Raw genomic sequence first — 26,057 nt, forward strand, 5'->3', positions numbered from 1 at the left:
CGCAACTAGGGGGAAGGCGCCGGAAGGTCAAGCTCAGCCGCGGTTTCGCGGCGGTCCGACCAGCGCCCGGACGACCCCGCGAATGGCCTTCACCTCGCGCGACGACCAGCCGGTCTTGGTGAAGATGGTGCGCAAGGTGTTGCGCGTCGCCTGCGTCCGCGACGGCGGATGGAAATAGCCCTTGTCGAACAATTCGCTGTCCAGTTGCGCGATCAGTCCTTCCAGTTCCGCGTGCGGGGCCGCCGGCTCCAACTCCTTGTCGGGCGGAACGGCGAGTGTGTTCGACTTCGACCATTCGTAGGCCAGCAGGATCACCGCCTGGGCCAGGTTGAGCGACCCGAACTCCGGGTTGATCGGAACGGTGACGATCGCGGTGGCCATCGCCACTTCCTCGGTCTCCAGCCCTGACCTCTCCGGACCGAAGAGGATTGCTGAAGCTGCGTCGGAAGCGTGAATGTCTTCGGCCATTGCTTCGGGCGTAACCACCGGCATGACGAGGTCGCGGCGGCGAACGGTGGAGGCATAGACGGTCGAACAATCGGCGATCGCCTCCTGCACCGTGTCGAACAGCCGGGCGCGTTCGAGCACAACGTCGGCGCCGCTGGCGGCCGGTCCGGCATCGGGGTTGGGCCACCCGTCACGCGGAGCGACCAGCCGCATGTCGGTCAGCCCGAAGTTGAGCATCGCCCGCGCCGCCTTGCCGATGTTCTGCCCCAGTTGCGGGCGGACCAGGACGATCGCGGGATGCGGGCTAGCTGCCATCGCCGACCGCGCCGGCAATTTCGGCGAAGTCGCCCGGCTCGCTGAAGTCCTTGTAGACGCTGGCGAAGCGAATGTAGGCAACATGGTCGAGCGCCTTCAGCCCGTCCATCACCGCTTCGCCGATCTGCGCCGTGGTCACTTCGTCGCCGCGGGTTTCCAGCTGGCGCTGGATCGACGTGATCAGCCGTTCGATCTGCTCGTTCGAAATGTCGCGCTTGCGGCAGGCGATGGACACCGACCGTTCCAGCTTGGCGCGATCGAACGGTTCCTTGTCGCCTTCCTTCTTCACCACGGTCAGGTCGCGCAACTGCACGCGTTCGAAGGTTGTGAAGCGGGCGCCGCAGGCTTCGCACTGGCGGCGACGGCGGATCGACGCGCCGTCTTCCGACGGGCGGCTGTCCTTCACCTGGCTCGTTTCGTGGGTGCAGAAGGGGCAGCGCATCAGGAAGTGCCGGCACGAACAAATGTCAAAGCACTTAGTCCTGGTAGATCGGGAAGCGGGCGCAGAGTGCGCGCACGCGCTCGTTGACCTGCGCCTCGACCCCGCCGTTGCCGTCGAGGCCATTGGCCTGCAGTCCGTCGAGGACATCTGCGACCATGTCGGCGATGTCGCGGAATTCCGCCTCTCCGAACCCGCGCGTGGTGCCCGCGGGGGATCCGACGCGAATGCCGCTGGTCTTCATCGGCGGTAGCGGGTCGAAGGGCACGCCGTTCTTGTTGCAGGTGATGCCCGCCCGCTCGAGGCTTTCGTCGGCGTCCTTGCCGGTCAGGCGCAGCGGGCGCAGGTCGACCAGCGCGACGTGCGTGTCGGTGCCGCCGGCGACCAGATCCGCGCCGCGTTCCTTCAGCCGTCCGGCCAGCGTCTTGGCGTTGGCGATGACTGCCTGCGCGTAGGTCTTGAAATCAGGCTGCAACGCTTCGCCGAAAGCGACCGCCTTGGCAGCGATCACGTGCATCAGTGGGCCGCCCTGAAGGCCCGGGAACACGGCCGAGTTGATCTTCTTGGCGATAGCCTCGTCATCGGTCAGCACCATGCCGCCGCGCGGGCCGCGCAGCGTCTTGTGGGTGGTGGTGGTGACGACATCGGCATGGCCGAACGGGGTGGGGTGCTCGCCCGCCGCAACCAGCCCGGCGAAATGCGCCATGTCGACCATCAGCAGCGCCCCAACCTCGTCGCAGATTGCGCGGAACCGGGCGAAATCGATGTGCCGCGGATAGGCCGAGCCGCCGCAGATGATCAGCCGCGGCCTGTGCTCCTTGGCCAACCGTTCGACCTCTTCGAAGTCGATCAGATGATCGTCCACGCACACGCCATATTGGACGGCGTTGAACCATTTGCCCGACTGCGCCGGCGGGGCGCCGTGGGTCAGGTGGCCGCCGGCGGCCAGGCTCATGCCCATGATCGTGTCGCCCGGCTTGCACAATGCAAGCATGACCGCGCCATTGGCCTGCGCGCCGGAATGCGGCTGGACGTTGGCGAAGCCGCAGCCGAACAATTGCTTGGCGCGTTCGATCGCCAGGGTCTCGACCGAATCCGACGGCCCGCAGCCCTGATAATAGCGGCGGCCCGGATAGCCTTCGGCATATTTGTTGGTCAGCACCGAGCCCTGCGCCTCGAGCACAGCCCTGGAGACGATATTCTCGGACGCGATCAGCTCGATCTGCGTCTGTTCGCGGGTCAGTTCGGCCTTGATCGCGTCGGCGACGGCCGTGTCGGCCTGGCCAAGCGTGCTGGTGAAAAAGCCCTTGGGCTGGACGTCGTTCAAGTTGGCGGCGCTGGCCATCAGTCGATTTCCTGCGGAAGTTTAGAGAGCTGGTCGACCCGGCGCTGGTGACGGTCGCCGAGAAAGTCGGAGTCGAGAAAGGCGGTGACGCATGCCTTGGCCATTTCCGAACCGATCAGGCGGGCGCCAAGGGCGATGGCATTGGCGTCGTTATGCTGGCGGGCAAGGCGGGCAGACAAGGGCTCGGCCACCTGCGCGCAGCGGCAGGCCGGGTTGCGATTGGCCGCAATCGCCACGCCGATGCCCGATCCACACACGGTGATCCCGAGTTCGGCCCGGCCGTCGGCAATGGCCTCAGCGAGCAGGGCCCCGTAGCGGGGATAATCGACGCTGTCCGGACCATTGGTACCCAGGTCGAGCAGGTCGTGACCCGTGTCGCGAAGCCAGTCGGCAAGCTCGTCCTTGAGGGCATATCCGGCGTGGTCGGCGGAGAGTGCGATGCGCATGCATGCCGCCTAGGCCAAGCGGCGCGGATTCGCCACCCCGACCGCCTGCCGGACTGCAGAAATTTGCCGTCGCGAGGACGCGTGCATCGCGACCTGCATGGGGCGAGAGAGTGCGTCGCTGCTTGGCCGCCTGGCTTGCGCCAGTGGACCGCGCGATTTGCGATGGGGACGCAACGACCCTAGCGTCCGCCGCGACCGTTGCTTGCAAGGACTTTCGCGTTTGACTCCTCCGACCCTGGGCCAGTGGTGGTACGGCAATGTCACGACCGGGGTCGATCACCGCGCGGTGATCGAAGCGGTTCAGGAAGACGCCGGCCTGTCGAAGCATTTCGCGTTCATGACGCTGATGTCGGCCGGCATCGCGATCCTCGGCCTGTTGCTGTCGTCGCCGGCGGTGGTCATCGGCGCGATGCTGATCTCGCCGCTGATGGGGCCGATCATCGGCTTCGGCTTCGCGCTTTCGACGTTCGATTCGAACGAGCTCAAGCGGACCGGCTGGGCGCTGGTCATCGGGGTCGTGCTGGCGGTGCTGTTCTGCGCCTCGATCGTGCTCATCTCCCCGCTGCAGTCGGTGACGGCGGAAATCGCCGCGCGGACCCGACCCAACCTGTTCGACCTGCTGGTCGCGCTCTTTTCCGGACTGGCCGGCACCTATGCGATGATCCGCGGCCGCCATGGTGCCATCGTCGGCGTGGCCATCGCCACCGCGTTGATGCCGCCGCTGGCAGTGATGGGCTTCGGCCTCGCCACCGCCAATTGGCAGGTACTCAGCGGGTCTACCCTGCTGTTTTTCACCAACCTGATGACCATTGCCGCCGCGGCCGCGATCCTCGCCCGGCTTTACGGGTTCGCCACCGGTCTGTCGCCCAACCAGACCCGGTTGCAGGCGACCCTGATCGTTGCCGCGATGATCGCGCTGGGCATCCCGCTGGCCCTGTCGCTGCGGCAGATCGCGTGGGAAGCGTTGAGCAGCCGCGAAGCGAGCACCGTAATTGCGTCGAACTTCCCCAAGACGGCGCGGGTCAACGATCTGGCGGTCAATTACCATGCCGATCCGATAGAGGTCAGCGCGACCGTGCTGACGCCCGAATATCGCCGGGTCGAGGACCGCCTGCGCAACCAGCTGGCGCGGACGATGGGGCAGCCGGTGCTGCTGTCGCTCGACCAGATCCGCACCGAAGACGGCGCGCAGTCGGCAAGCGCGACCAACGCCTCGGCCTTACAGCGGCAGGCGACGAAGGTTGCCGAACAACTGGCGCTCGTCGCCGGCGTGCCGGTCGGCAACATCGTGGTCGACCGCGCCGCGCACTTTGCCAGCGTTCGCGCAGCGCCGCTCCCCGGCGCGTCGCTCGACGCTTATCTGCAGCTTGAAAAGCGCGTTGCCGCGACCATGCCGGGATGGCGGATCAACCTGATCCCGCCACTGATGCCGCTTCCCAATGTGGTGGTGACGGATGGAGAGGTCGATCCCAAATCGCTGGAAACGCAGGTCTGGGCCGCGAAACGGCAGGGATTGCCGGTCTCGGTAACCGGCGGCTCCAACCAACAGGCGGACGAAGTCACGCAATGGCTGACCAACGCCGGTGTCCAGGCGGTCAAGGGCCCGAGCCGCGGTGGTGAGATCGCAATCCGCTGGCGGCTCCCTGAAGATCGCTCACGGAACTAGGGGTGTCGCGACTGCCATTCAGCGGCTTGCGCGGTTACCGTATCATTGTATTACGTCAGCATGACACTGTCGGAGGCAGGGATGAAGCAGTTTGTTTGCGGTGTAGCGGCAATGGCGATCGCAACCGGAGCGCAGGCCAGCAGTCCCGCCGCGCCTGTCCAGGTGATGGTCGTCGGAACGTATCACTTCGCCAATCCCGGCCTCGACCTGAACAACATCGAGGCTGACGACGTGCTGACGCCGAAGCGTCAGGGCGAACTGGACCGGCTGACGGCCGAACTGGCGTCGTTCAAACCGACGAAGATAATGGTCGAGCGCACGGTCGATTCTGCTGGACTTGCCGATCCCAACTTCGCGAAATTCAAGGCGTCCGATCTTGCAAGCAATCGCGACGAGCGCGTCCAGATCGCTTATCGCCTGGCAGCGCGCACGGGCGCACAGGTCTTCGGAATTGACGAGCAACCCGGTGAGGGTGAGCCCGATTATTTCCCGTTCCAGGCCGTGTCCGATTGGGCCGCATCGAACGGGAAAGAGGAGGCCCTTGGCGCGCTGATGGAAACTGGGGCCGCGGTAGCGAAACAGATCGAGGTCGATCAGAAGTCCAAGAGTATCGGCCGCATCCTGGCCGAGCAGAATGACCCGGAGACGATCGAACGCAGCCAACAGATGTATTACGGAGCGCTCGCGTTCGGCGGCATCGACAAGCAACCGGGCGCCGACCTCAACGCCATGTGGTATCTGCGAAATGCCAAGATCTTTGCCAAGATGCAGACCGTCGCCCATCCCGGCGACCGTATTGTCGTGGTCTACGGGGCCGGCCACAATTATTGGCTCCGCCATTTTGCCAAGACGGCGCCGGGATATGCCCTGATCGAAGCCAGTCCTTTTCTGAAGCGCGCAGATCCCTAGGTGTTGACTTCTTCGCGCTCGAAGGCGCGGCACCGCGGGCGGGCGGAATGGCTTACGCCGGTTTCGGCTTGCCCCCCTCAAGGTCGGCAATGCGCTGCTGCAGCTGCTCGATGGTCTTGAGCATCAGGTCTTCACGCGAGTGGCGCGACAGGCTTGTCCGCAACGCGGCGGCAAGGTCCGGCGCAAGATCGCGAAGCGCTTCCAGCTCCTCGCGGTTGTAGCGGTTGCCGTCCGACCGCCGGCCAAGCACCAGCCGGCCCACCGTCCCTTCCCGGTCGACCAGGTCGACGGTCCGGAAAGCGGTGCCGGTGCGACCCCGCGTGGCGATTGCCCGGTCCGTTCCGCCCGCGATCACGCTCAGCACGGCAAAGGCCGGGTGGATGGCGTCATCCAGCCGTTCGAGCACGCGCTGGGCAATGTCGTCCGGCGGCAGCGACAAGCGCCATTCGCTCAATTGCTCGGCCAGGTCTTCCAATTTCGATCCGGCCCCGACGAAGCGGCGCTTGGTCCATCCGACGACCACGGATTGGGTCGGCGCGAACACGCCCGCGGCGACGATCGCGCTCAGCACCGTGGCGGCGGCTTCATGCTCGCCACCGACGACGGAAGTGACCACCATCTTCGAAAGGTCCGCGGTCGCCGCCCACACCACGCCGACGATCATCGTCACCAGTGCGTAGGCGGCGGACCGGCTGATGACCTTGTCAGCTTCCCACAGCCGGAAGCGGAGCAGGGCGACCAGCAGGCCCAGAGGAATGAGCATGACGCCGAGGCTGAACAGGGACAGGACCGAGAGCGCGGCGAAAGCGGTGTAGGTCGACGGATCGTCGCCCAGCCACGCCGCGATCAGGCTGGCGACCAGGATCAGGAACAGCCCGCTGCCGAAACCGAACGCCGCCCACTTGATCTGCTGCCGCGCAATCCCCTCGGGCTCGCGCCGGAACCGGATCACCAGCACGGATACCAGGGCGAGCATCAACCCGACGCTGCCGATGCCCTGAATATCCTCGTCGACCACCGGAATCGACATGGGGATGGCGAACAGGATGCCGAGCGGGATCAGCCAGCGCATGAAGCGCGGCACGAACACGCCGTCGGGGAACGACACCATTCCGATCAGGAAAAGGTAGATGAAGATGCCGCCCAGCAAGTCCAGCATCCAGCTGTAGTCGGTCCACAACCACAATTGCAGTGGCGGATCGACACTTGCCGCCACCACCGCAAAGGCAAAAGCAAGGATCATCGCCACCGGGTCGCGCGGACGGCGAAGCGCCAGGAGCGCACTGCACGTCAGCATTGCGATGCAGGCGAGAACGGACAGGGTCAGCCGGGTGGCGAAGCGAAAGTTGCGCGATTGCTGCGCTTCGGCGGAGACGGGCTCGGCGGAGCGGGCAACGGTGACTTCGGTCAATTGCCCGCCAGGTCGCCGCAAGGTCACGCTGCGCGCCGGATTGGCGGGATCGGATAACAGGCCGGCGAAGTCGGCGACGACTGCGTCTTTGGCAACGGGCCGGCCATTGACCGCGACCAGCTTCGACGGCTCCCGTACTTGCGGACGGGCCGTGCCGCCTTCCGCGGTGTAAACGGACAGCTTGCCGCTGGTGGTCACGTCGAAATCCAGGCCGTGGGCATGGATTGCGGGTTGGTATTCGGTGGTGGCCCGAACCGCGTACAGCGTCGCGATCGTCCCGACCGCGAGCGCCGCAACGAAGCACACGACCCACAGCGCGCGCAGCCCGCGCGCCCAGCCGGCAGGGATCGACCGCAGCCGCGCGGGCGGCTTCACGAACGCGGACAACACACCTGCTAACGACATTCCCGGCCCCCCGACGCCCCTATGATAGCAGCGTGCGCGCGGAATTTAATCGGTCAATTACGGCCTAAAAGCATTCGGTCGGCGATGCGGGCATCCGGGCCAGCAGCAGGGTCGGCGCTTGCCGCCAAGGACGTCCTCCTGCAGCCGGCCCAGACGCTTGTCGCGCGTCTCCTGCTTCTTCGCCGAGGACATCCAGCAGATCCACTCGTTGCGGCCGAGTTCGGTTAGCCCGTCCCATTTGGCGTGCAGCGCAGGGTGGTCGTCGAGAACGGTTTTGAGGTCGTCCGGCACCGCATGCCGGAAATCGGCCGACGCGACGGCCACCTAGGCGGCTCGCCGAAGCTCCAGCCGGCCCCAGATTTCGACCAGCGCGCCAACCAGCTCGTCCATCATCTCGGCGCTATGGCAGGGGCCGGGCGTAAAGCGCAGCCGCTCGGTCCCGCGCGGGACGGTCGGGAAATTGATTGGCTGCACGTAGATGCCATATTCGGCGAGCAGCACGTCGCTGATCTTCTTCGCCTTGACCGGGCAGCCGACCAGCAAGGGCACGATGTGGGTGACGCTGGGCATCACTGGCAGCCCAACGGCGGCGAATTTCTTCTTCAGCGTGGCAGCGGCCGCCTGCTGGGCCTCGCGCTCCTCGGTCGACACCTTGAGGTGCTTCACGCTGGCCAGCGCACCGGCAACCAGCACCGGCGACAGCGAAGTGGTGAAGATGAAGCCCGGCGCGTAGCTGCGGATGCAGTCGACGATCGTCTTGCTGGCCGCGATATAGCCGCCCATCACGCCGAAGGCCTTGCCCAGCGTCCCTTCAATGATGGTCAGCCGGTGCGACAGCGAATCGCGCTCTGAAATGCCGCCGCCATGATCCCCGTACATGCCGACCGCATGCACTTCGTCGAGATAGGTCAGTGCGCCGTAGCGATCGGCGAGGTCGCAGATTTCCGCGATTGGCGCGATGTCGCCGTCCATCGAATAGACGCTTTCGAATGCGATCAGTTTGGGCGTGTCCGGCGCGCAGTCGCGCAGCAACTGCTCGAGATGCTCAAGGTCGTTGTGGCGGAATACCCGCTTCTCGCAGCCCGAATTCTTGATCCCCGCGATCATCGACGCGTGGTTCAGCTCGTCGGAAAAGATCACGCAGCCGGGCAGCAGCTTGCCGACGGTCGACAGCGTCGCCTCGTTCGACACGTAGCCCGAGGTGAACAGCAGCGCCGCTTCCTTGCCGTGCAGGCTGGCCAGTTCGGCCTCCAGGCGCACGTGATAATGGCTGTTGCCGCTGATGTTGCGGGTGCCGCCGGATCCGGCGCCGACTTCGTGCAGGGCCGATTCCATCGCCTCGATCACCGCCGGATGCTGGCCCATGCCGAGATAGTCGTTGGAGCACCACACGGTGACCGGCTTCGGCCCGTTGCCGCCGAAGCAATGCGCATTGGGATAGGACCCCTTGGTGCGCAGAATGTCGATGAACACGCGGTAGCGGCCCTCGCCGTGAAGGTTCTCGATCGCCGCCTTGAAGATGCTGTCGTAATCCAACGCTTGTCCGTTTCCGTCGCGTGCCGGCGCGCTTTAACGCCGCCGGGCGGCGATTTCCACCCTAGAGGGCCTGAACCTCGCCGATCCCATATTCGGCCAGTGCGGACAGCAGGACCGCACGCGGCGGCCCGCCGGTGAAAACCGCGATTCCACCCGGATAGTCGGCCGGCCACGGCTGGCCCCGGGTAAGATAAGCGATGCGGCGGGCAATGCCATGGCCACCGTCGATCCAGCGCATTCCCGGAAACGCCTGGTCCAATTCGTCGGTCAGCAGGGGGAAGTGGGTGCAGGCCAGCACAACCGTATCCAGCCCGGCCGCGCTGGGCTGCTCGAACAAGGGCGCTACCGCATCGCGCACTGCGCCGACCGACACCGGTTCGCCGGCGAGCTTGCGCTCCGCGAGGTCGACCAGCGCCGGCGAGCCGTAGCGAACGACCGTGCAATTGCCCGCAAACTGCGTCGCCAGATCGTCGACGTAAGGCTGGCGGATGGTGGCTTCGGTGCCCAGCACGCCAATGACGCCGGTTCTGGTGGCTTCGGCCGCGGGCTTGATCGCCGGGACGGTGCCGACGACCGGTATGTCGAGCGCTTCGCGCACATGGTCGAGCGCGATGGTGCAGGCGGTGTTGCAGGCAACCACCACCAGCCGCGGCGCGAAGCGTTCGACCAGCCGCCCAAGCAATGCAGGAACCCGGCTCGCGATTTCCTCTTCCGACCGCGTCCCATAGGGATAGCCAGCGCTGTCCGCCGCGTAGACGATCGGCGCGGTGGGCAGTAGCGCGCGGGTCGGGCCCAGCACCGACAGCCCGCCAACGCCGGAATCGAAGAACAGCAACGGGCGGTCCGCGTTCATCCGGCCCGGATTGGCGATCCGGCCGTTGCCGTCAACTCTCCGCCTATTTCACGACGGTCGTGCCGCCGCCCCCGGCCTGGAAAACGAAGGCGCCCTTGGTCCCGGCCTGCATTTCCTTGAGCGTGACCTTGCCGTCGCGATCCGTGTCGAAGTCCGCGAATGCCCCCGGGGGCAGGGTTGGCTTGTCGGCAGCGTCGATGAAGCCCGACTTGTCGGTATCCATTTGCGCGAAGTCGCGCTCGACCAGTTGCACGAGCGTCATCCCGCCAGAGATTGGCTGGGAAGAAGACGCGTCGGATAGCCCCACGTAGACGAAGCTGAGTGCGCCGATGGCCGCGATCGAAATCATGATTAGTCTCCTGTCCATGGACGGTCGCGGTCGGGAGACGTCCCGATGCGCGGCATCCGGCCCGGTTTGTGCCGCGGCCGGGCCGGCGCTTGCGAGGTCCGACGGTCCGGGTACCGAAAGATGGGCGCTTTTCCCTTCCGACGCGGCAAGCAGCCGCGCAGCCTTCAGGGACGAACTCACGCCAAGCTTGGCGCGCGCCATCTTGAGCCGCTTTTCGACGGCGTGCGGCGAGATTCCAAGGTCGATCGCCATCTCCTTGGCGGTCTGCGGATGGAGCCGGCGGCGCAGGCAGATCTTTTCATTCTCGGTCAGGCGGCCAAGCGCGGCGCGCATGACAGGATCGAGCGGTTCGGCGGCAGATTCCATCGTCCGGAACGCTAGGGCCGAAGGGAAATAAACCCAAATCCGGATTCTGGTACCCCAAGTCTCGCCGCCAGCGACGACGTGACAAGTTGCACGGGCCTGCGACTTTGCTACCCATCGCTCTGTGACCACCGACCTCATCCTGCCCGTGGTGATCGGCTATCTGCTCGGCTCGATCCCGTTCGGCCTGTTGCTCACGCGGCTGGCGGGGAAGGGCGACGTGCGCGACGTCGGATCGGGCAATATCGGCGCGACCAACGTGATGCGCGCCGGCGGCAAGACCCTTGGCGCGGTGACGCTGGTGCTCGACGCGCTCAAAGGCGCGGCTGCGGTATGGATCGCGCAAAATTATTTCCAGGCCACGCCGGCCAGCGACCAGGCCGCGGCCGCCGGAGCGCTCGTCGGACATCTGTATCCCATCTGGCTGAAGTTTCGCGGCGGCAAGGGCGTCGCCACGTACTTCGGGATCCTCTGCGTGCTGTGGTTCACCGGCGCGCTGGTCTACGCCGCAGTATGGCTGGCAACGCTGGCGATCCTGCGCATTTCGTCTGTTGCCGGAATCCTTGCCGTGGCCAGCGCGCCGATCGCTGCCGCAATCCTTGGTCAAACCATCCTGTTCCCGCTCCTGCTCGGTTTTGCGCTTCTGGTCATCTGGAAGCACCGCGAGAACATCGCCCGGCTCCGCGCCGGTACCGAGACACGAGTGGGAAGGGCACGCTCTGGCTGACGATTTGATCGCGCGGATCCGGTTGATCCGCTCCTCCAGCATCGGGCCCGTCACCTACCGTCAGTTGCTGGCGCGGTTCGGCTCGGCCGCGGCGGCGCTGGACGCCATTCCCGACCTTGCCCGGCGCGGCGGCGGCAAGGCGCCGACCTTGTGGGCGCAAGGCGCGGCGGTGCGCGAAGCGGAACGGGTGGAACAGCTGGGTGCGCGCTATCTGGTGCTGGGGCAGGGGCTGTACCCGCCCTTGCTCGCCCAGCTTGACGATGCGCCTCCGCTGATCGTCGCGAAAGGCGATCTCGGGCTGCTCGACCGTCCGGCGGTGGCGCTGGTCGGGGCCCGCAACGCATCCGCCGCCGCCTGCCGCTTTGCCCGCGGCCTTGCCCACGACCTTGGCGCGGAAGGGCTGGTGGTAGTGTCCGGTCTGGCCCGCGGCGTCGACGCCGCTGCCCATGACGGCGCGATGGACAGCGGCACCGTTGGCGTCGTCGCCGGGGGCGTAGACGTCTTCTACCCGCCAGAGAACGAGGCGCGGCAGAGGGCGATGTTCGAACGCGGGCTCGTGCTTGCAGAGATGCCGCCCGGTAAGGAGCCGCGCGCCCGTCACTTTCCCTATCGCAACCGGATCATCGCCGGCCTGAGCCTGGGCACGGTCGTGGTCGAAGCAGCCCCGCGCTCGGGCTCGCTGATCACCGCGCGGCTCGCCGCGGAGGCGGGGCGGGAAGTGATGGCTGTCCCAGGCTCACCGCTCGACCCTCGCGCGCGCGGCTGCAACCAGCTGATTCGCGACGGCGCGACGCTGGTGCAGAATGCCGCCGACGTGGTCGAGGCGGTGCGCCCCAATCGCCCGCGCGTGCAATCGCCGTCCGAGCCGTTCGAGACGGCTGACGAAGGCGCGGCGAGCGACGTCGAAAGCCTGCTTGGCCCGTCGCCGGTGCCGGTCGACGAGATCATCCGACTGTCGGGAGCGCCTGCCGGAGCCGTGCAGATGGCGCTGCTGGAGCTTGACCTTGCCGGCCGGCTAGACCGGCACGCGGGCAACAAGGTCAGCTTGCGGCAGGACTAGGCTTCGAGCGCGGCGAGTTCGGCCTGGATGTTGGCGCGCGCCTGCCTCTCCAGCCGGCTGCGGAATTCTGGATGCGGATAGATGGCGTCGGCGTCGAGCAGTTGGCGAAGCACGCGGGTGCGGCCGTTCTTCCACCCGTCGTCGTCGACCGCGGCATATTCCTTACGTACGGCTGCGACATAGTCGGCATATCTGGACGGGTCGGCGCCAAGGATGGCCAGGTCGATCGAGACCAGAAGCTGGCCCAGGCGATCGCCGTCTTCGGCGCGATGGTCGGCGGTCAGGCGGATCAACCGGGCGACTTCGGCGGCATCGGCGGCAGCAATGCCGCAACGCTCAAGCTCCATCATCGCCAGCTCGGCGCTCTTGTCCTCATTGTCGGCGCGGCCCGGCTCGTAGACGGCGTCGTGCCACAGGATTGCCCATTTCAGCAGTCGCGTTTCGCCGCCACCCAGCCCGTGCACCCAATCGAGCTCGCGCAGGCAGTCCTCCAGATGGCGTTCGTCGTGATAATGACGGTCCGGCGCGGCGTAGGCCGCTCGCGCACGCAGCTCCGCATCGACGATGCACGCGTCGTAACTCGGCTCTGTCATGATCCCCCAAAAAGCGACTGCTAGGGATTCGGCCGGCGTTTCTTCCCTGATTGAGCGCACGATGTCGAGGGCGGTTGACGGGAAGTTTCCACGGGCCGCACCATCGCGCGTACGTACGTATAGGAATTTGCCCACGTGAAATTGGTCGTCGTCGAATCGCCTGCAAAGGCGAAAACAATCGAGAAGTATCTGGGTCCGGGCCATCGCGTCCTGGCCTCCTATGGTCACGTCCGCGACCTGCCGCCAAAGGACGGGTCGGTCGATCCCGACGCGGATTTCGCGATGGAATGGCAGGTGTCGGCCGACAAGACGCGGCAGCTGAAGGCTATCACCGACGAGGCCAAGGGCGCCGACACGCTGATCCTCGCCACCGACCCGGATCGCGAGGGCGAGGCGATCAGCTGGCACCTTGCCGAGGTGCTGAAGAAGAAGAAGGTCCTGCCCGCGACCGTTCAGCGCGTGGCGTTCAACGCCATCACGAAAAGCGCGGTGACCGAGGCGATGGCGCACCCGCGCGAGCTCGATGCGAACCTTATCGACGCGTACAAGGCGCGGCGCGCGCTCGATTACCTCGTCGGCTTCACACTTTCGCCGATCCTCTGGCGCAAGTTGCCGGGGGCCAAGTCCGCCGGTCGCGTGCAGTCGGTCGCGCTTCGCCTGATCGTCGACCGCGAGCGTGAGATCGAAATCTTCAAGCCGCAGGAATATTGGTCGATCGTCGCCAGCTTCGAATCCGACGGGCAGGGCTTCACCGCCCGCCTGGTCGAATTCGACGGGCAGAAGATCGACCGGCTGACCATCGGCAACGCCGGCGACGCCGGCAAGGCGAAGGCTGCCGTGGAGGCCGGGCGCTTCACTGTCGCATCGGTCGAAACCAAGCCGTTTTCCCGCAATCCGCCGCCGCCATTCACCACGTCGACGCTGCAGCAGGAAGCGGCGCGCAAGCTGGGCTTCGCCGCCAGCCACACGATGCGCGTTGCGCAGGGCCTCTACGAACAGGGGCTGATCACCTACATGCGGACCGATGGCGTCGACATGGCGGGCGAGGCGATCAGCGCCGCGCGCAAGGCGATCGCGGAGCGCTACGACAGCGGCTACGTCCCCGACAGTCCGCGCAAATACACCAGCAAGGCGAAGAATGCGCAGGAAGCGCACGAAGCGATTCGCCCGACCGACTTCTTCAAGCGCCGCGCCGGCGACGGCGATGCGGGCCGCCTGTACGAGCTGGTGTTCAACCGCGCGCTGGCCAGCCAGATGGCCTCGGCGCGGCTGGAACGGACGACGGTCGAACTGGCCGACGGGACCGGGCGCGCGGTGCTACGCGCGACCGGCCAGGTCGTGCTCTTCCCCGGCTTCCTCGCTCTTTACGAGGAAGGCCGCGACGAAAGTGCCGACGACGAGGACGGCGCGCGTATGCCGTTGCTGCGCGAAGGCGATGCGCCGGCCAAGACCGGCGTGGAGTCCACCCAGCATTTCACCCAGCCCCCGCCGCGGTTTTCGGAAGCCAGCCTGGTCAAGCGGCTGGAGGAGCTCGGCATCGGCCGGCCGTCGACCTACGCGTCGATCCTGCAGACGCTGAAGGACCGCGAGTACGTGCGCGTCGACAAGGCGCGTTTCGTGCCGGAAGAAAGCGGCCGGCTGGTCACCGCCTTCCTTGAGCGCTTCTTCGAAAAATATGTCAGCTACGATTATACTGCGGAGCTGGAAGAGGAGCTGGACGATGTGTCCGGGGGCCGGCTCGACTGGCAGAAATTGCTCGAACTGTTCTGGCGCGATTTCCAGCCCAAGGCGGGCGAGGTGATGGAACAGCAGCCGTCGGAAATCACCGCGGCGCTCGATGAATTCCTCGCTCCGTGGCTATTCCCCGACAAGGGCGACGGCAGCGATCCGCGCCTCTGTCCGGCCTGCGGTAACGGCCGGCTGGCCCTGCGCGGCGGCCGCTTCGGTGCGTTCATCGCCTGCTCCAACTATCCCGACTGCAAATATACGCAGCGGTTCGGCCAGCCGGGCGCCGACGGCGCGGCAGAGGGACCGAAGGAACTTGGCAACGGGATCGAGCTGAAGTCGGGTCGGTTTGGACCCTATCTGGAACGCGACGGCAAGCGCTCGTCGATCCCCAAAGACATTCCGGTCGACGACGTCGATACCGACATGGCCGAAAAGCTGCTGTCCCTGCCGCGGGAGATCGGCGACCATCCGGAAACCGGCAAGCCGATCACCGCTTCGATCGGACGCTACGGGCCGTACCTTGCCCATGACGGCAAATATGCGAAGCTCGGATCGACCGCCGAAGTGTTCGAAACCGGCATGAACGCCGCGGTGGCGAAGCTGGCGGACGCGGCGGCGTCCAAGGGCGGCCGCGGTGCGGCGCGCGAACCGATCGCCGAGCTGGGCAAACACCCGCAGACGGACAAGGAGCTTAAGGTGATGGCCGGGCGCTACGGGCCCTACGTCACCGACGGCACCACACACGCCACGCTGCCCAAGGGCACCGAGCCGAAGGACGTTACGCTCGACCAGGCGGTCGAATGGATCGATGCCAAGGCGGCCAAGGGTCCGGCAAAGAAAAAGAGTCGCGGCGGCGCGAAGAAGAAGCCGGCAGCGAAAAAGAAGAAGGCCTAGCCGCAGGCCTTGCAGCCGCCGTCCTTGGGCAGGCGGATGGTGCGCCAGTCGAGGTTGAGGCCGTCGAACAGGAACAGCTTGCCGGCGGCATCGCCGCCGATCCCGACCAGCGCGCGGATCGCCACCACGGCGGCAAAGCTGCCAACGGTCGCGGCAAGCGGCCCGAGCACGCCGTTTTCCGCACAGGTATCGCAATCTTCGGTGTCGAACGCGTCGCCGACGAAACAGCGATAGCAAGGCTTGTCCGCCTCCCAGCCGCGGAACAGGCCGACTTGTCCCTGGAACTGGATCGCCGCTGCCGACACCAGCGGGATGTGCAGCCGTGTGGACGCGTCGCCCACCGTCAGGCGAGTGGCGAAATTGTCGCTTCCGTCGAGCACCAGATGATGTCCGCCGATCAGCCGCTCGACATTCGCGTCGTCCAGCCGCGTATCCGCTGCCAGCGCATTGACATGCGGGTTGAGGGCGCGGGCGAAATCGGCCGCGAGCGTCGCCTTGTGACCGCCGATCTGGTCGTCGCGAAAGATCGTCTGACGCTGCAAGTTCGACCGCTCGACCCGGCCGTCGTCGATGATCGTCAGGGTACGTACGCCCGCTGCGGCCAAGGCCGGGATCGCGGCGCTGCCGATGCCTCCGGCGCCGACGATTGCGATGCGCGCGTCCTTCAGCCGGCGCTGCCCCACGCCACCCATCTGCGGCAGGACGATGTGCCGTGCGTAGCGTTCCAGTTCGTTGTCGGTGAAATCGCTCACCAGCCGGTCGAGCCGAACCCGCCGCTGCCGCGCGTCGTGTCGCTCAGCGCGTCCGCCTCGACGAAATCGGCTCGGCAAACCGGCGCCGGCACCAGCTGGGCGATGCGCTCCCCCCGCTGGATCGCGAAGGGCTCGCGGCCAAGGTTGATCAGGATTACCTTCACTTCGCCGCGATAGTCGCTGTCGATGGTCCCGGGCGTATTGAGCACGGTCACGCCATGCTTGAAGGCAAGGCCCGATCGCGGCCGCACCTGGACTTCGTAGCCGTGGGGTATCTCGATCGCGAAACCGGTGGCAACGCCGCGATAATCGCCCGGGGCGAGAGTCAATTCCTCGGCGGACGTCACGTCGAGCCCGGCGGCATGCTCGCTGGCGTAACGCGGCAGCGGCAGGCCCTCGCCATGCGGAAGCCGCACCAGCTTGATCTCGATCATGGCAATTCCTTCGTGATCCGTTCGACCAGTCGGCGGGCGACATCGGCCTTGGTCATTTCCGGCCAGTCCTCGACGCCGTCGGCGGTGACCAGGTGAACGCGGTTCATCCGACCGCCCATGACATCACCGCTAACGTCGTTGGCCACGATCCAGTCGGCCTTCTTCGCCGCCCGCTTGGCCACCGCATTGTCGATCACCGCGTCGGTTTCCGCCGCGAACCCGACCAGCAGGCGCGGGCGCGCAGCGCTTTGGGCCAGCGTGGCGAGGATGTCCGGATTTGGCGACCATTCAAGCTTGGGCGGCCCGCCCGATTTCTTGAGCTTGGTTGGCGACTGCCTGACCTTCCAGTCGGCCACGGCGGCGACAAGGATCGCCGCATCGGCGGGAAGGGCGGCCTCGACCGCCCGAGCCATCTCCTCGGCGGTCTCCACGTCGACGCGGTCGACACCGCCGGGCGTATCGAGTGCGACCGGCCCCGCGACCAGTGTCACCCGCGCGCCAAGCGCCGCCGCAGCCTCGGCAATCGCAAAGCCCTGTCGCCCGGACGAGCGGTTGGCGATCACCCGCACCGGGTCGATCGGCTCGTGCGTCGGCCCGGCGGTGACGAGGATGTGCTTACCGTCGAGCCTCACTTCAGCAGGTCGCCGAGCGCCTTCACGATAGCCGCGGGCTCGGGCAGTCGGCCCGGACCGTATTCGCCGCAGGCCATTTCGCCTTCCGCCGGGTCGATGATCCGCACGCCGTCGGCCTTCAGCTGCGCGATATTCCGCTGCGTCGCCGCATGCTGCCACATGCGCACGTTCATCGCCGGGGCAACAACCACCGGCTTGTCGGTCGCCAGCAGCAACGTAGTCGCAAGGTCGTCGGCGATGCCGGCCGCCATCTTGGCGATAAGGTCGGCGGTGGCCGGGCAGACGAGAATGAAGTCGGCCGACCGCGACAGCTGGATATGGCCGATTTCGACCTCGTCCTTGAGCTCCCAAAGCGTGGTGTGCACCTGGCTCTCGGCCAGGGTGCCAAGGCTCATCGCGGTGACGAAATGTTCGCCGCCCCTAGTCAGCACCGGGGTCACCGAATGACCCGCCTTCTTGAGCAGGCGGACCAGCTCCAGCGATTTGTAGGCGGCGATCCCGCCGCCGACGATCAGCAGCACCCGTGTCATCGCGATCGCTCTGCCGCTATCATAAGCGCGAGTCGAGGGGGCGAGTTTGCCGCCACGCCATCGGGAGACGGGGAAGTGCAAGCATTGGAACGCCTGTTCACGCGCATCGCGTCGGCCATTTCGCTGGTCAGCGGAAAGCCGATTACCTTTGTCGCAGCCATCCTCATCATTCTCATATGGGGCATTACCGGGCCAATCTTCGCCTTTTCCGACACGTGGCAGCTGGTGGTGAACACCGGCACGACAATCGTCACCTTCCTGATGGTGTTCCTGATCCAGAACACCCAGAACCGCGATGCGGCGGCGATGCAGGCCAAGCTGGACGAATTGCTGCGGGCGGTGCCCGGGGCGCGCGAACAGTTCATCGGCATCGAACATATGACCGATCGCGAGGTCGAGCGCATTCGCGAAGCGCTGGAGCGGGAAAGCGACGATTCGCAGAATGCCAAGCGCGCGCCGAAGGGCACGGTCGACCGGCTGCTTCGCCGGCGCTGAGGGTCTAGCCGGCCAGGAGGATGACCGCGGCCGCGATCGCCGCGCCAAGCACGCCGGCGGCGACCAAGCCATACCAGCGGCCATAGTCGACCGCTTCGATGACCGGCAGCGGCGGTGCCGGCGGGGCGGCGCCCGCCGGGGGATAATAAGCGTCGAGCCGGTCGATCAGGTCGGGCAGCTTCTTGATCGCCCGCACCGTGTCGACGATGCGGTCCGCATAATAGGCCTCGGGGCCCAGTTCCGACCGCATCCATTCGCGCAGGAATGGTTCGGCGGTTTCCCACATGTTGATGTCGGGATCGAGCTTGCTCGCGACGCCCTCGTTCATGACGATCGATTTCTGCAGCAGCAGCAGGTGCGGCTGGGTCGGCATGTCGAAATCGCGGGTGATCGAAAACAGGCTTTCGAGCATCCGGCCGACGCTGATGTCCTTGACCGGAAGTCCGCGGATCGGCTCACCCGCGGCGCGCAGCGCGGTGGCGAATTCGTCGACGTTGTGGTGGCCGGGCACATATTGCGCCTCGAAATGGATTTCGGCGACGCGCCGGTAATCGCCGGAAATCAGCCCGTAGAGGATCTCCGCAAGCCACACGCGGGCGCGGCGGTCGATCCGCCCCATGATCCCGAAATCGATCGCAGCGATGCGTCCGTCGGGCAGTGCGAACAGGTTGCCGTGATGAAGGTCGGCGTGAAAGAAGCCGTCGACGATCGCCTGGCGCAGGAAGGCACGGACGAGGATCGCGGCCAGTTCCTTCGTATCGTGCCCGGCGGCGACCAGCGCGTCGCGGTCGTTCAGCTTGATCCCGGACAGCCATTCCATCGTCAGCACCCGTCGCGCGGTGCGCCGCCAGTCGATGTCACCGACGTAATAGCCGGGCTCTGCGACCATATTTTCCTTCAGTTCGGACGCGGACGCTGCCTCGCGCTGCAGGTCCAGTTCGCGCGCCGTCCACTGCTTGAACTGCGCGACGACCATCCGGGGACGCAGCCGCGCGACTTCCCCGCCGAACGTGTCGACCTGCGCCGCCGTCCACTCGTAGGTGTCGATGGCACGGGCGAATTGCTCCTCGATGCCCGGCCGGAGAACCTTGATCGCGACGTCGCGGCCCTCGGGGGTAATGCCGCGATGGACCTGCGCGATGGACGCCGACCCGATGGCCACAGGGTCGATCGACTGGAACAGGCGTTCGACCGGCGCTCCGAACGCATCCTCGATCGCTTTCTTGATCTCGGAGAAGGGGGCAGGGGGCAAGGCGTCCTGCAGCCGGGCAAGGTTCTCGGTCGCTTGCGCACCGATCAGGTCGGGGCGGGTCGACAGCGTCTGGCCAAGCTTGATCGCGGGCGGGCCGATGTCCTGCAGAGCCGCGGCATAATCGGGCGTGTCGGGCATGCGCGCGCCGAACCGGGCAATGCGCGCGATGCGTCGGATTTCGGGCGGAGTCAGCGGATCGCGCTCGATCCCCGTTAGCGCGCCGTGTCGAGCCAGCGTGCGGCCCCACTTCAACAGCCGCCACAGATGCGTCAGATGCCGTGCCAAGCTGCTAGATCTTCCAGCCGCTGTGAATGCACACGAGACCGCCAAAGATGGTCTCATACCCTGTCTGTGCGAAGCCGGCTTCGCCGATCATCCGCTTGAACGCTTCGGGTTTGGGGAAGCGGCGGATCGATTCGACCAGATAGCGATAGCTGTCCTCGTCCCTGGCCACCGCCTTGCCGATCCGCGGGATCATCTTGTCCGCGTACAGCTCGTAGATCTCGGCGAACCCCGGCCAGTCGCTGGTCGAAAATTCCAGGCAGAAGAAGCGGCCGCCGTGGCGCAGCACGCGGTGCGCCTGGCGCAGCGCCGCCGGGATGTCCGTGACGTTCCGGATGCCGAAGGCGATCGTATAGGCGTCGAACTGCGCGTCGCCGAACGACAGGCTTTCCGCATTCTCCTGCTTCCAGGACAGTCCTTCCAGACCCCGTTCGCGGGCGCGTTCCATGCCGACCGCCAGCATGTCGGCGTTGATGTCGGACACGGTGACCTGCGCACCGCGCTTCGCCATGCGGAACGCGATGTCGCCGGTGCCGCCGGCCATGTCGAGGACGTGCTCGCCGGTGCGCGGCTTCACCCGATTGACGAACCGGTCCTTCCACAGCCGGTGCATGCCGCCGCTCATCAGGTCGTTCATCACGTCGTAGCGGCGCGCGACCGAACTGAAGACCTGGCCGACGCGGCGCGTCTTTTCCTCGGGGCTGACGACCGCGTCGCCGAAATTCACCTGATCGCTCATGGCCCAAGCCTCTAGCTGGCTGCGGCAAGGTTCGCCATATCGGCCGTGTGCCAGAGCTTCCCGAAGTCGAAACAACCGTTCGCGGCCTGCGCAAGGTGCTCGACGGGCGGACGATCCGCCACATCGCCGCCAATCGCGCCGACCTGCGCCGGGCGATGCCGGTCGACCTTGGACAGCGCCTGACCGGAGCGCGGGTGACCGGCCTGCGCCGCCGCGCCAAATATGGCGTCATCGACACCGACCGCGGCGACAGCCTTGTCTTTCACCTCGGCATGTCGGGCAGCTGGCGGATCAACCGCGCGGCCGAAAAGCACGACCATCTGCTGATCGAGACCGGCGACGGCGACCGGCTGGCGCTCAACGACCCGCGGCGGTTCGGATCGGTGGACCTGGTGCGGACCGACGAGCTCGCGCAATTCGGCGGGTTCGCCGGACTTGGTCCCGAACCCTTCGACCTGACGCCGCGCGCGCTTGAACGGCGGCTCGACGGGCGCAAGGCAGCGATCAAGCTGCTGCTGCTCGACCAGCGAATCGTCGCCGGCCTAGGCAATATCTACGTATGCGAGGCACTGTTCCGCTCGCGCATCAATCCGAAGCGGGCGGGCGGCTCCGTATCTCGGGTACGGCTGCAGCGCTTGGTGCCTGCGATCCACGCCGTGCTCGAGGAGGCGATCGCGGCCGGCGGATCGACGCTGCGGGACTATGCGCAGCCCGATGGCGAGCTGGGCTATTTTTCGAAGACCTTCGACGTCTACGGCCGGGAAGGGGAGCCGTGCCGCGGCGATTGCGGCGGGACGGTGCGGCGAATCGTGCAGGGCGGCCGGTCGACCTTTTACTGTCCGCGCTGCCAGCGTTGACGCGAATCGGCTCTCGCTGTAGGGGGACGGTCGTAACGGCGCGGGGGCCTTGCCTTCGGGGCCGCTTTTTCATAAATTCCGAGGAAGTTTGAATGGCGAATACGCCGCAAGCCAAGAAGCGCATCCGTCGCAACGCCAACCGCGCCACGGTCAATCACGCGCGAATCAGCCGCATCCGCACCTTCATCAAGCAGGTCGAGGCAGCAATCGCCGACGGCAAGAAGGATGAGGCCGCCGAGGCTCTCAAGAAGGCGCAGCCGGAACTGGCGCGCGGCGTCGCCCGTGGCGTCGTCCACAAGAACACCGCGTCGCGCAAGATGTCGCGCCTGTCCAAGCGGGTTGCCGCGCTCGGCTAAGACCGGCTGGCAAAACCTGGGTTTAAACGGGCTGTCGGGAAACCGGCGGCCCGTTTCATTTCAGGACTTCACAAAAACGTAGGAATTCCCGCGATTCGCATTTTGGGCAATCCTTTGGTCGCGAGGAAAATGCCCGGAATTCTGCCACTTTTACGGCGGTAGGCCGAATTTGCCTGTCAAGCGCATTTATTTCAATTTTGCGAAAAAACGGCCTTGAATCCTGCGGCTCAGGCTTTCAAAAACACTCTTCCGAGGCGCGAATCCGCGCCGGGGCAAGAAAGAGCAGAGATCGTAAGGCGCGCGACTCGTATCGCGGGCAACGAGATCCTTTTGTCTTGCCGGGGGCAGCAGAGGGAGGCGCGTGCCAGTGCAAGGCGGACGGGAAGACTCATGCCAGCTGGCCGAGACGAATGTCGCGGCACCGCTTGAAGCAGCGTGGGAGTCTATCCGTAGCGGCCTTCGGCGCGACCTTGGCGTGCGCACCTTCGACGGCTGGCTGAAGCCGGCCGAGATCGGCACGCTCGACCCTGACACCGGCACCCTCGACATCATCATGCCCAGCCAGTTCATGGCCGACTGGGTGCAATCGCACTTCGGCGATCGGCTGGCGCTGGCTTGGAAGACGACCTTGCCGCTGGTCCGCGACATCCGCATCGTCGCCGCCGCCGACGCACCGCGTCCCGCGCCATTGCTGGTGCTGGAAGAAGCGCGGCCGCGGTCGGTGACCGAACGCGATCCGACGCTGCCCAATTTCGACCCCCGCTACCGCTTCGAGAGCTTCGTCGTCGGCAAGGCCAACGAGGTCGCCGCCACCGCCGCCCGCACGCTGGCGACCGCCGAACAGGTCAGTTTCAACCCGTTATTCATCCATGGCGGCACCGGGCGCGGCAAGACGCACCTGCTGCACGCCATCGGCCACACCTTTGGCGAACGCTTTCCGGGCTGCCGGATCGAAAGCATGTCGGCTGAAAAGTTCATGGTCGAATTCATCCGTGCGCTGAAGGAAAACGACACGATCGGCTTCAAGAGCCGGCTGCGCAGCGCCGACCTGTTGCTGATCGACGATGTTCAGTTCATCGCCGGCAAGGATTCCACCCAGGAAGAATTCTTCCACACGATGAACGAGATCATCGGTGCCGGTAAGCGGCTGGTGATTACGTCGGACCGCGCGCCGCAGGACCTCGACGGGATCGCGCCGCGCATCCTGTCGCGCCTGTCGTGGGGGCTGGTCGCCGACATCAACTCGGCCGATTTCGAACTGCGCTACAACATCATTGTCGCGAAGCTGGCGCTGCTGCCCGCGGTCGAAATGCCGCGCGGCGTCATCGACTTCCTCGCCCGCCGGGTGACGTCGAGCGTGCGTGAGCTCGAAGGCGCGCTCAACCGCATTGCCGCTTATGCGATGATGACCGGCCGCGACATCGACATCGCCTTCGTCGAGGAAGTGCTGGCCAATGTCCTTCGTGCCAACCAGCGCCGGATTTCGATCGACGAGATCCAGACCCAGGTCGCCGAGCATTACCGCATTCGCAAGGCCGAGATGACGAGCGCTCGCCGCGCCCGCGAAGTCGCCCGCCCGCGCCAGGTCGCGATGTACCTCTCGAAGCAGCTCACGCCCAAGTCGCTCCCCGACATCGGCCGGCGCTTCGGCGGCCGCGACCATACGACGGTCATCCACGCGGTCCGCCAGATCGAAAAGCTCCGCGCCGCCGACAGCGAGCTCGACGCCGACATCCGCCTGCTGACGAGGCAGTTGGAAGGCTGAACTTACTTCCGATTGCGTAGATTTCGCGCTTTGCTAGCGTGCGCCCGAAATTGCGTGTGAGGGAGCTGAATGAGTCGCGTTCTTTGGCTTGTTTGCCTGCTGATGGCCCTTGCACCTGCGGCGCAGGCCCAGCGTGCCGAGAAATACTCCAAACGCTTGAAAAGCTTCATCGTCGCCGACCAGCCCTTGTTGCTCATCCGTAATGCGCGGTTGTGGGACGGAACTGGCGCGATAGCCCGCGACGGACAGGACATGCTTATCCGGGATGGGCAGATCGCGGCGATCGGACCGCATCTTGAGGAGGCCAGCGGCGCCAAGGTGATCGACGCGGCGGGCAAGACCCTGATGCCCGGCCTCGTCATGGTGCATGAGCATCTCGACACCGGCGCGCCACGCGACCGGATGACAAACTACAGCGATCAGTATGTGCCGCAGGTCATGCTTGCCTATGGCACCACTACTGCGCGCACCGCTGGCAGCTTTGACATGGAAGGCGACCTGTTTCTCAAGCGCTGGATCGACGCCGGCCGGTTGCCCGGGCCCGATCTTGACGTGTCGGTCTACATCAACGGCCCATTTGAACTGCGCATGCTGTCGCCGGTCAATGATAAGGCGGGCGCCCGACGCGAGATTGCGTACTGGAACGAGCACGGCGCGACGTCGGTCAAGCTGTTCTTCGATACGACGCCCGAAATCGCCCGCGCCGCGATCGATGAGGGGCATCGGCGGGGGATGAACGTTGCCGCGCATCTGTGCGCGACCTTCGCCGCAACTGGCGCCCGGCTGGGCGTCGATACGATCGAGCATTCGACCATCTCGATGTACGACCTCGTGCCGGGTTCGACGGAAGGCGAATGCGACTTGGTCCCGCGGCAGGTCGCAATGTTCAAGAGCAATGCCGGCATGGACCCGCAAGGGCCGGAGGTCGGCACGGTTTTGAAAGCCCTGCTCGACAACCATGTCGCGATCACGCCGACGCTGGGAATCAGCGAAGAACGGTGCCGGCCAAAATCGGCGCCCCCGCCACGTGAGCTAGCCTTGTTAGCCAAGTTCGATGCGGAGAATGTCGGCATCTGCCCGGACGGATTGACGCCCGAGATTGGCGATCGCAGCGCCCGATTCCAGGCCGCGGTAGCGGTCCGTTTTCTCCGGATGGGCGGCACACTGCTTGCCGGCACCGATGTCGGTGCAGTTCCGGGTGCCATGGGCCCGCGCGAGTTGGAATTGCTTGTGGCGGCCGGCATGACGGCCCGCGAAGCCCTGCTAGCGGCGACCAGGGATGGCGCAATCAAGCTTCGTCGAGCAAAGAATGTCGGGACGCTGGAAGTTGGCAAGCGGGCAGATTTTTTGCTGGTCGACGGCAAGCCGGACCAGTCGATTTCTGACATCCGCAAGCTGAGGGCCGTCGCCAAGGACGGCATCGTCTACGATCCGGAGAAATTGTACGAGGATGCTAGGGGCAAGCTTGATTAGGCTAGCCGGTTAGGCCTGTCGCGGCTTTCGCCTGTGCGAGCACCGGCTCGGCAATTTCGGTCGCCCGTTCCGCGCCTTCTGCAAGCAACCGGTCGAGTTCGCCGGGGTCCTTGCGGAAATCTTCCAAACGGGCACGGATTGGGGCGATCAGGCCGACCAGCGCTTCGGCCAGCGCCGGCTTGAACTGGCCGAAGCCCTGGCCTTCGAAGCGGGCGAGCACGGCCTCGACGCTTTCCCCACTAATGACCGAATAGACGCCGACCAGGTTCTTGGCTTCCGGCCGCTCGTCGAGCCCGTTCGGCGAGCCGGGAATAGGCTCCGGATCGGTCTTCGCCTTGCGGATTTTCTGCGCGATATCGTCGTCGCTGTCGGTGAGGAGGATGCGGCTCATGTCCGACGGGTCGGACTTGCTCATCTTCGACTTGCCGTCGCGCAGGCTCATCACCCGCGCCGCGGTGCCGCCGCCGATGTAGGGCTCGGGCGGGACGAAGAGGTCGACATCGAAGTCGGTGTTGAACTTCAGCGCGATGTCGCGGGTCAGTTCGACATGCTGCTTCTGGTCGTCGCCGACCGGCACGTGGGTGGCGCGATAGAGCAGGATGTCGGCCGCCTGGAGCACCGGATAGTCGAACAACGCGACCGACGCGCCTTCGCGGTTCTTGCCGGCCTTGTCCTTCCACTGCGTCATCCGGTTGAGCCACCCCATCCGCGCGGTGCCGTTCAATATCCAGCACAGCTCGGCATGGGCCGGGACCGCGCTCTGGCGGAACAGCACCGACTTGGCGGGGTCGATCCCGCTGGCCAGCAGGGCGGCGGCCATCTCGCGCACGTTGGCGCGCAGCTGCGCGGGGTCGGTATCGACCGTCAGCGCGTGCAGGTCGGCAAGGAAAAACAGGCATTCCGCCTCGTCCTGCATCCGCACCCAGCGCAGGATCGCGCCGAGCAGGTTGCCAAGATGCAGCCCGCCTGTCGGCTGGATACCCGAAAGGACGCGCATCTCGCCC

The 26,057-nt window shown here is 65.9% G+C and carries 25 protein-coding genes and 1 pseudogene; 10 read left to right on the plus strand and 16 right to left on the minus strand.

All coding sequences use genetic code 11. From position 1 onward, the window contains the following. Positions 1-33 precede the first annotated feature (33 nt). The 4 genes from H8M03_RS00465 to rpiB are packed head-to-tail and all read right to left on the minus strand — an operon-like array spanning position 34 to position 2,992. Positions 34-762: an RNA methyltransferase gene (locus H8M03_RS00465; RefSeq protein WP_187479838.1), complete on the minus strand. Its 729-nt coding sequence runs from the start codon at positions 760-762 to the stop codon at positions 34-36. Then, positions 752-1,204, minus strand: a complete 453-nt coding sequence (gene nrdR, locus H8M03_RS00470) for a transcriptional regulator NrdR (protein WP_187479839.1) — start codon at positions 1,202-1,204, stop codon at positions 752-754. Before nrdR ends, H8M03_RS00465 begins: the two co-directional genes overlap by 11 nt. A gap of 34 nt (positions 1,205-1,238) precedes the next feature. After that, complete coding sequence (glyA, locus tag H8M03_RS00475) at positions 1,239-2,546, minus strand: serine hydroxymethyltransferase (protein WP_187479840.1); 1,308 nt, start codon at positions 2,544-2,546, stop codon at positions 1,239-1,241. Then, a complete protein-coding gene (gene rpiB / locus H8M03_RS00480; protein WP_187479841.1) occupies positions 2,546-2,992 on the minus strand; it encodes a ribose 5-phosphate isomerase B in 447 nt (148 codons plus the stop codon). Before rpiB ends, glyA begins: the two co-directional genes overlap by 1 nt. A 220-nt stretch (positions 2,993-3,212) precedes the next feature. On the opposite strand from rpiB, the gene H8M03_RS00485 reads away from it, so the two are divergent. Further along, complete coding sequence (locus tag H8M03_RS00485; protein WP_246448941.1) at positions 3,213-4,658, plus strand: DUF389 domain-containing protein; 1,446 nt, start codon at positions 3,213-3,215, stop codon at positions 4,656-4,658. Positions 4,659-4,739: 81 nt separating this feature from the next. Next, entirely contained in the window at positions 4,740-5,567 is an 828-nt protein-coding gene (locus H8M03_RS00490; RefSeq protein ID WP_187479843.1) for a DUF5694 domain-containing protein, read from the plus strand. Between the two features lie 52 nt (positions 5,568-5,619). Here the strand turns inward: H8M03_RS00490 and H8M03_RS00495 are convergent, their stop codons facing one another. The 5 genes from H8M03_RS00495 to H8M03_RS00515 form a co-directional block, all read right to left on the minus strand. Next, positions 5,620-7,353 carry a hypothetical protein gene (locus H8M03_RS00495; protein ID WP_187479844.1) on the minus strand — a complete coding sequence of 578 codons (1,734 nt, stop codon included), beginning with the start codon at positions 7,351-7,353 and terminating at the stop codon, positions 5,620-5,622. An 87-nt stretch (positions 7,354-7,440) separates the two neighbouring features. Further along, positions 7,441-7,707, minus strand: coding sequence for a YdeI/OmpD-associated family protein (locus H8M03_RS00500; protein WP_187479845.1), 267 nt, complete (start codon positions 7,705-7,707; stop codon positions 7,441-7,443). Then, positions 7,708-8,919 carry a 5-aminolevulinate synthase gene (gene hemA, locus H8M03_RS00505; protein ID WP_187479846.1) on the minus strand — a complete coding sequence of 404 codons (1,212 nt, stop codon included), beginning with the start codon at positions 8,917-8,919 and terminating at the stop codon, positions 7,708-7,710. Positions 8,920-8,980: 61 nt separating this feature from the next. Continuing rightward, the gene (gene murI / locus H8M03_RS00510; RefSeq protein ID WP_187479847.1) at positions 8,981-9,772 is read right to left on the minus strand and encodes a glutamate racemase; all 792 of its coding nucleotides are present in this window, start codon (positions 9,770-9,772) and stop codon (positions 8,981-8,983) included. Positions 9,773-9,815: 43 nt separating this feature from the next. Next, the gene (locus H8M03_RS00515) at positions 9,816-10,487 is read right to left on the minus strand and encodes a sigma factor-like helix-turn-helix DNA-binding protein (protein WP_187479848.1); all 672 of its coding nucleotides are present in this window, start codon (positions 10,485-10,487) and stop codon (positions 9,816-9,818) included. Positions 10,488-10,608: 121 nt separating this feature from the next. On the opposite strand from H8M03_RS00515, the gene plsY reads away from it, so the two are divergent. Both plsY and dprA read left to right on the plus strand, forming a co-directional pair. Beyond that, positions 10,609-11,211 (plus strand): glycerol-3-phosphate 1-O-acyltransferase PlsY, encoded by a 603-nt coding sequence (plsY, locus tag H8M03_RS00520; RefSeq protein WP_246448943.1) that lies wholly within the window; start codon positions 10,609-10,611, stop codon positions 11,209-11,211. Further along, a complete protein-coding gene (dprA, locus tag H8M03_RS00525) occupies positions 11,204-12,271 on the plus strand; it encodes a DNA-processing protein DprA (RefSeq protein WP_187480876.1) in 1,068 nt (355 codons plus the stop codon). The genes plsY and dprA overlap by 8 nt, the downstream gene beginning before the upstream one ends. Here dprA and H8M03_RS00530 read toward each other — a convergent pair. After that, a complete protein-coding gene (locus tag H8M03_RS00530) occupies positions 12,268-12,864 on the minus strand; it encodes an HD domain-containing protein (protein ID WP_187479849.1) in 597 nt (198 codons plus the stop codon). The two genes, dprA and H8M03_RS00530, sit on opposite strands and share 4 nt — an antisense overlap. Positions 12,865-12,999: 135 nt before the next feature. On the opposite strand from H8M03_RS00530, the gene topA reads away from it, so the two are divergent. Continuing rightward, a complete protein-coding gene (topA, locus tag H8M03_RS00535) occupies positions 13,000-15,486 on the plus strand; it encodes a type I DNA topoisomerase (RefSeq protein ID WP_187479850.1) in 2,487 nt (828 codons plus the stop codon). On the opposite strand, the gene H8M03_RS00540 is transcribed toward topA, so the two are convergent. The 3 genes and pseudogenes from H8M03_RS00540 to coaBC form a co-directional block, all read right to left on the minus strand. Next, the gene (locus tag H8M03_RS00540) at positions 15,483-16,238 is read right to left on the minus strand and encodes a HesA/MoeB/ThiF family protein (RefSeq protein ID WP_187479851.1); all 756 of its coding nucleotides are present in this window, start codon (positions 16,236-16,238) and stop codon (positions 15,483-15,485) included. The genes topA and H8M03_RS00540 overlap by 4 nt on opposite strands. After that, positions 16,235-16,672 (minus strand): dUTP diphosphatase, encoded by a 438-nt coding sequence (gene dut, locus H8M03_RS00545; RefSeq protein ID WP_187479852.1) that lies wholly within the window; start codon positions 16,670-16,672, stop codon positions 16,235-16,237. Before dut ends, H8M03_RS00540 begins: the two co-directional genes overlap by 4 nt. Then, positions 16,669-17,834, minus strand: a pseudogene (gene coaBC, locus H8M03_RS00550) (bifunctional phosphopantothenoylcysteine decarboxylase/phosphopantothenate--cysteine ligase CoaBC). Before coaBC ends, dut begins: the two are co-directional and overlap by 4 nt. 84 nt (positions 17,835-17,918) lie before the next feature. Here coaBC and H8M03_RS00555 point away from each other — a divergent pair. After that, the gene (locus H8M03_RS00555; RefSeq protein WP_187479853.1) at positions 17,919-18,329 is read left to right on the plus strand and encodes a low affinity iron permease family protein; all 411 of its coding nucleotides are present in this window, start codon (positions 17,919-17,921) and stop codon (positions 18,327-18,329) included. Positions 18,330-18,333: 4 nt separating this feature from the next. On the opposite strand, the gene ubiB is transcribed toward H8M03_RS00555, so the two are convergent. Together ubiB and H8M03_RS00565 are read right to left on the minus strand one after the other, a co-directional pair. Further along, complete coding sequence (ubiB, locus tag H8M03_RS00560) at positions 18,334-19,866, minus strand: 2-polyprenylphenol 6-hydroxylase (RefSeq protein ID WP_187479854.1); 1,533 nt, start codon at positions 19,864-19,866, stop codon at positions 18,334-18,336. 4 nt (positions 19,867-19,870) lie between these two features. After that, a complete protein-coding gene (locus H8M03_RS00565; protein WP_187479855.1) occupies positions 19,871-20,602 on the minus strand; it encodes a class I SAM-dependent methyltransferase in 732 nt (243 codons plus the stop codon). A gap of 47 nt (positions 20,603-20,649) precedes the next feature. Between H8M03_RS00565 and mutM the strand changes: the two genes are divergently transcribed. From mutM to H8M03_RS00585, 4 genes are all read left to right on the plus strand, one after another. After that, on the plus strand, positions 20,650-21,459 hold the full coding sequence (gene mutM, locus H8M03_RS00570; protein ID WP_187479856.1) for a bifunctional DNA-formamidopyrimidine glycosylase/DNA-(apurinic or apyrimidinic site) lyase: 810 nt from the start codon (positions 20,650-20,652) through the stop codon (positions 21,457-21,459). 92 nt (positions 21,460-21,551) lie between these two features. Then, positions 21,552-21,815: a 30S ribosomal protein S20 gene (gene rpsT / locus H8M03_RS00575; protein WP_187479857.1), complete on the plus strand. Its 264-nt coding sequence runs from the start codon at positions 21,552-21,554 to the stop codon at positions 21,813-21,815. 361 nt (positions 21,816-22,176) lie between these two features. Continuing rightward, positions 22,177-23,580 (plus strand): chromosomal replication initiator protein DnaA, encoded by a 1,404-nt coding sequence (dnaA, locus tag H8M03_RS00580; RefSeq protein ID WP_187479858.1) that lies wholly within the window; start codon positions 22,177-22,179, stop codon positions 23,578-23,580. A 318-nt stretch (positions 23,581-23,898) separates the two neighbouring features. Beyond that, positions 23,899-25,053 (plus strand): amidohydrolase family protein, encoded by a 1,155-nt coding sequence (locus H8M03_RS00585; RefSeq protein ID WP_187479859.1) that lies wholly within the window; start codon positions 23,899-23,901, stop codon positions 25,051-25,053. A gap of 1 nt (position 25,054) precedes the next feature. Here the strand turns inward: H8M03_RS00585 and trpS are convergent, their stop codons facing one another. Beyond that, positions 25,055-26,050: a tryptophan--tRNA ligase gene (gene trpS, locus H8M03_RS00590; protein WP_187480878.1), complete on the minus strand. Its 996-nt coding sequence runs from the start codon at positions 26,048-26,050 to the stop codon at positions 25,055-25,057. Between the last annotated feature and the right edge of the window lie 7 nt (positions 26,051-26,057).

It is taken from the genome of Sphingomonas sabuli, from assembly GCF_014352855.1.
In the GTDB taxonomy this organism is placed as follows: Bacteria; Pseudomonadota; Alphaproteobacteria; order Sphingomonadales; family Sphingomonadaceae; genus Sphingomicrobium; species Sphingomicrobium sabuli.

Coding starts and splice junctions, on each gene's coding strand:
- H8M03_RS00465 (WP_187479838.1), bottom strand. CDS start 762: ATGGCAGCTAGCCCGCATCCCGCGATCGTCCTGGTCCGCCCGCAACTG.
- nrdR (WP_187479839.1), bottom strand. CDS start 1,204: ATGCGCTGCCCCTTCTGCACCCACGAAACGAGCCAGGTGAAGGACAGC.
- glyA (WP_187479840.1), bottom strand. CDS start 2,546: ATGGCCAGCGCCGCCAACTTGAACGACGTCCAGCCCAAGGGCTTTTTC.
- rpiB (WP_187479841.1), bottom strand. CDS start 2,992: ATGCGCATCGCACTCTCCGCCGACCACGCCGGATATGCCCTCAAGGAC.
- H8M03_RS00490 (WP_187479843.1), top strand. CDS start 4,740: ATGAAGCAGTTTGTTTGCGGTGTAGCGGCAATGGCGATCGCAACCGGA.
- murI (WP_187479847.1), bottom strand. CDS start 9,772: ATGAACGCGGACCGCCCGTTGCTGTTCTTCGATTCCGGCGTTGGCGGG.
- H8M03_RS00515 (WP_187479848.1), bottom strand. CDS start 10,487: ATGGAATCTGCCGCCGAACCGCTCGATCCTGTCATGCGCGCCGCGCTT.
- H8M03_RS00530 (WP_187479849.1), bottom strand. CDS start 12,864: ATGACAGAGCCGAGTTACGACGCGTGCATCGTCGATGCGGAGCTGCGT.
- dut (WP_187479852.1), bottom strand. CDS start 16,672: ATGATCGAGATCAAGCTGGTGCGGCTTCCGCATGGCGAGGGCCTGCCG.
- H8M03_RS00565 (WP_187479855.1), bottom strand. CDS start 20,602: ATGAGCGATCAGGTGAATTTCGGCGACGCGGTCGTCAGCCCCGAGGAA.
- rpsT (WP_187479857.1), top strand. CDS start 21,552: ATGGCGAATACGCCGCAAGCCAAGAAGCGCATCCGTCGCAACGCCAAC.
- trpS (WP_187480878.1), bottom strand. CDS start 26,050: ATGCGCGTCCTTTCGGGTATCCAGCCGACAGGCGGGCTGCATCTTGGC.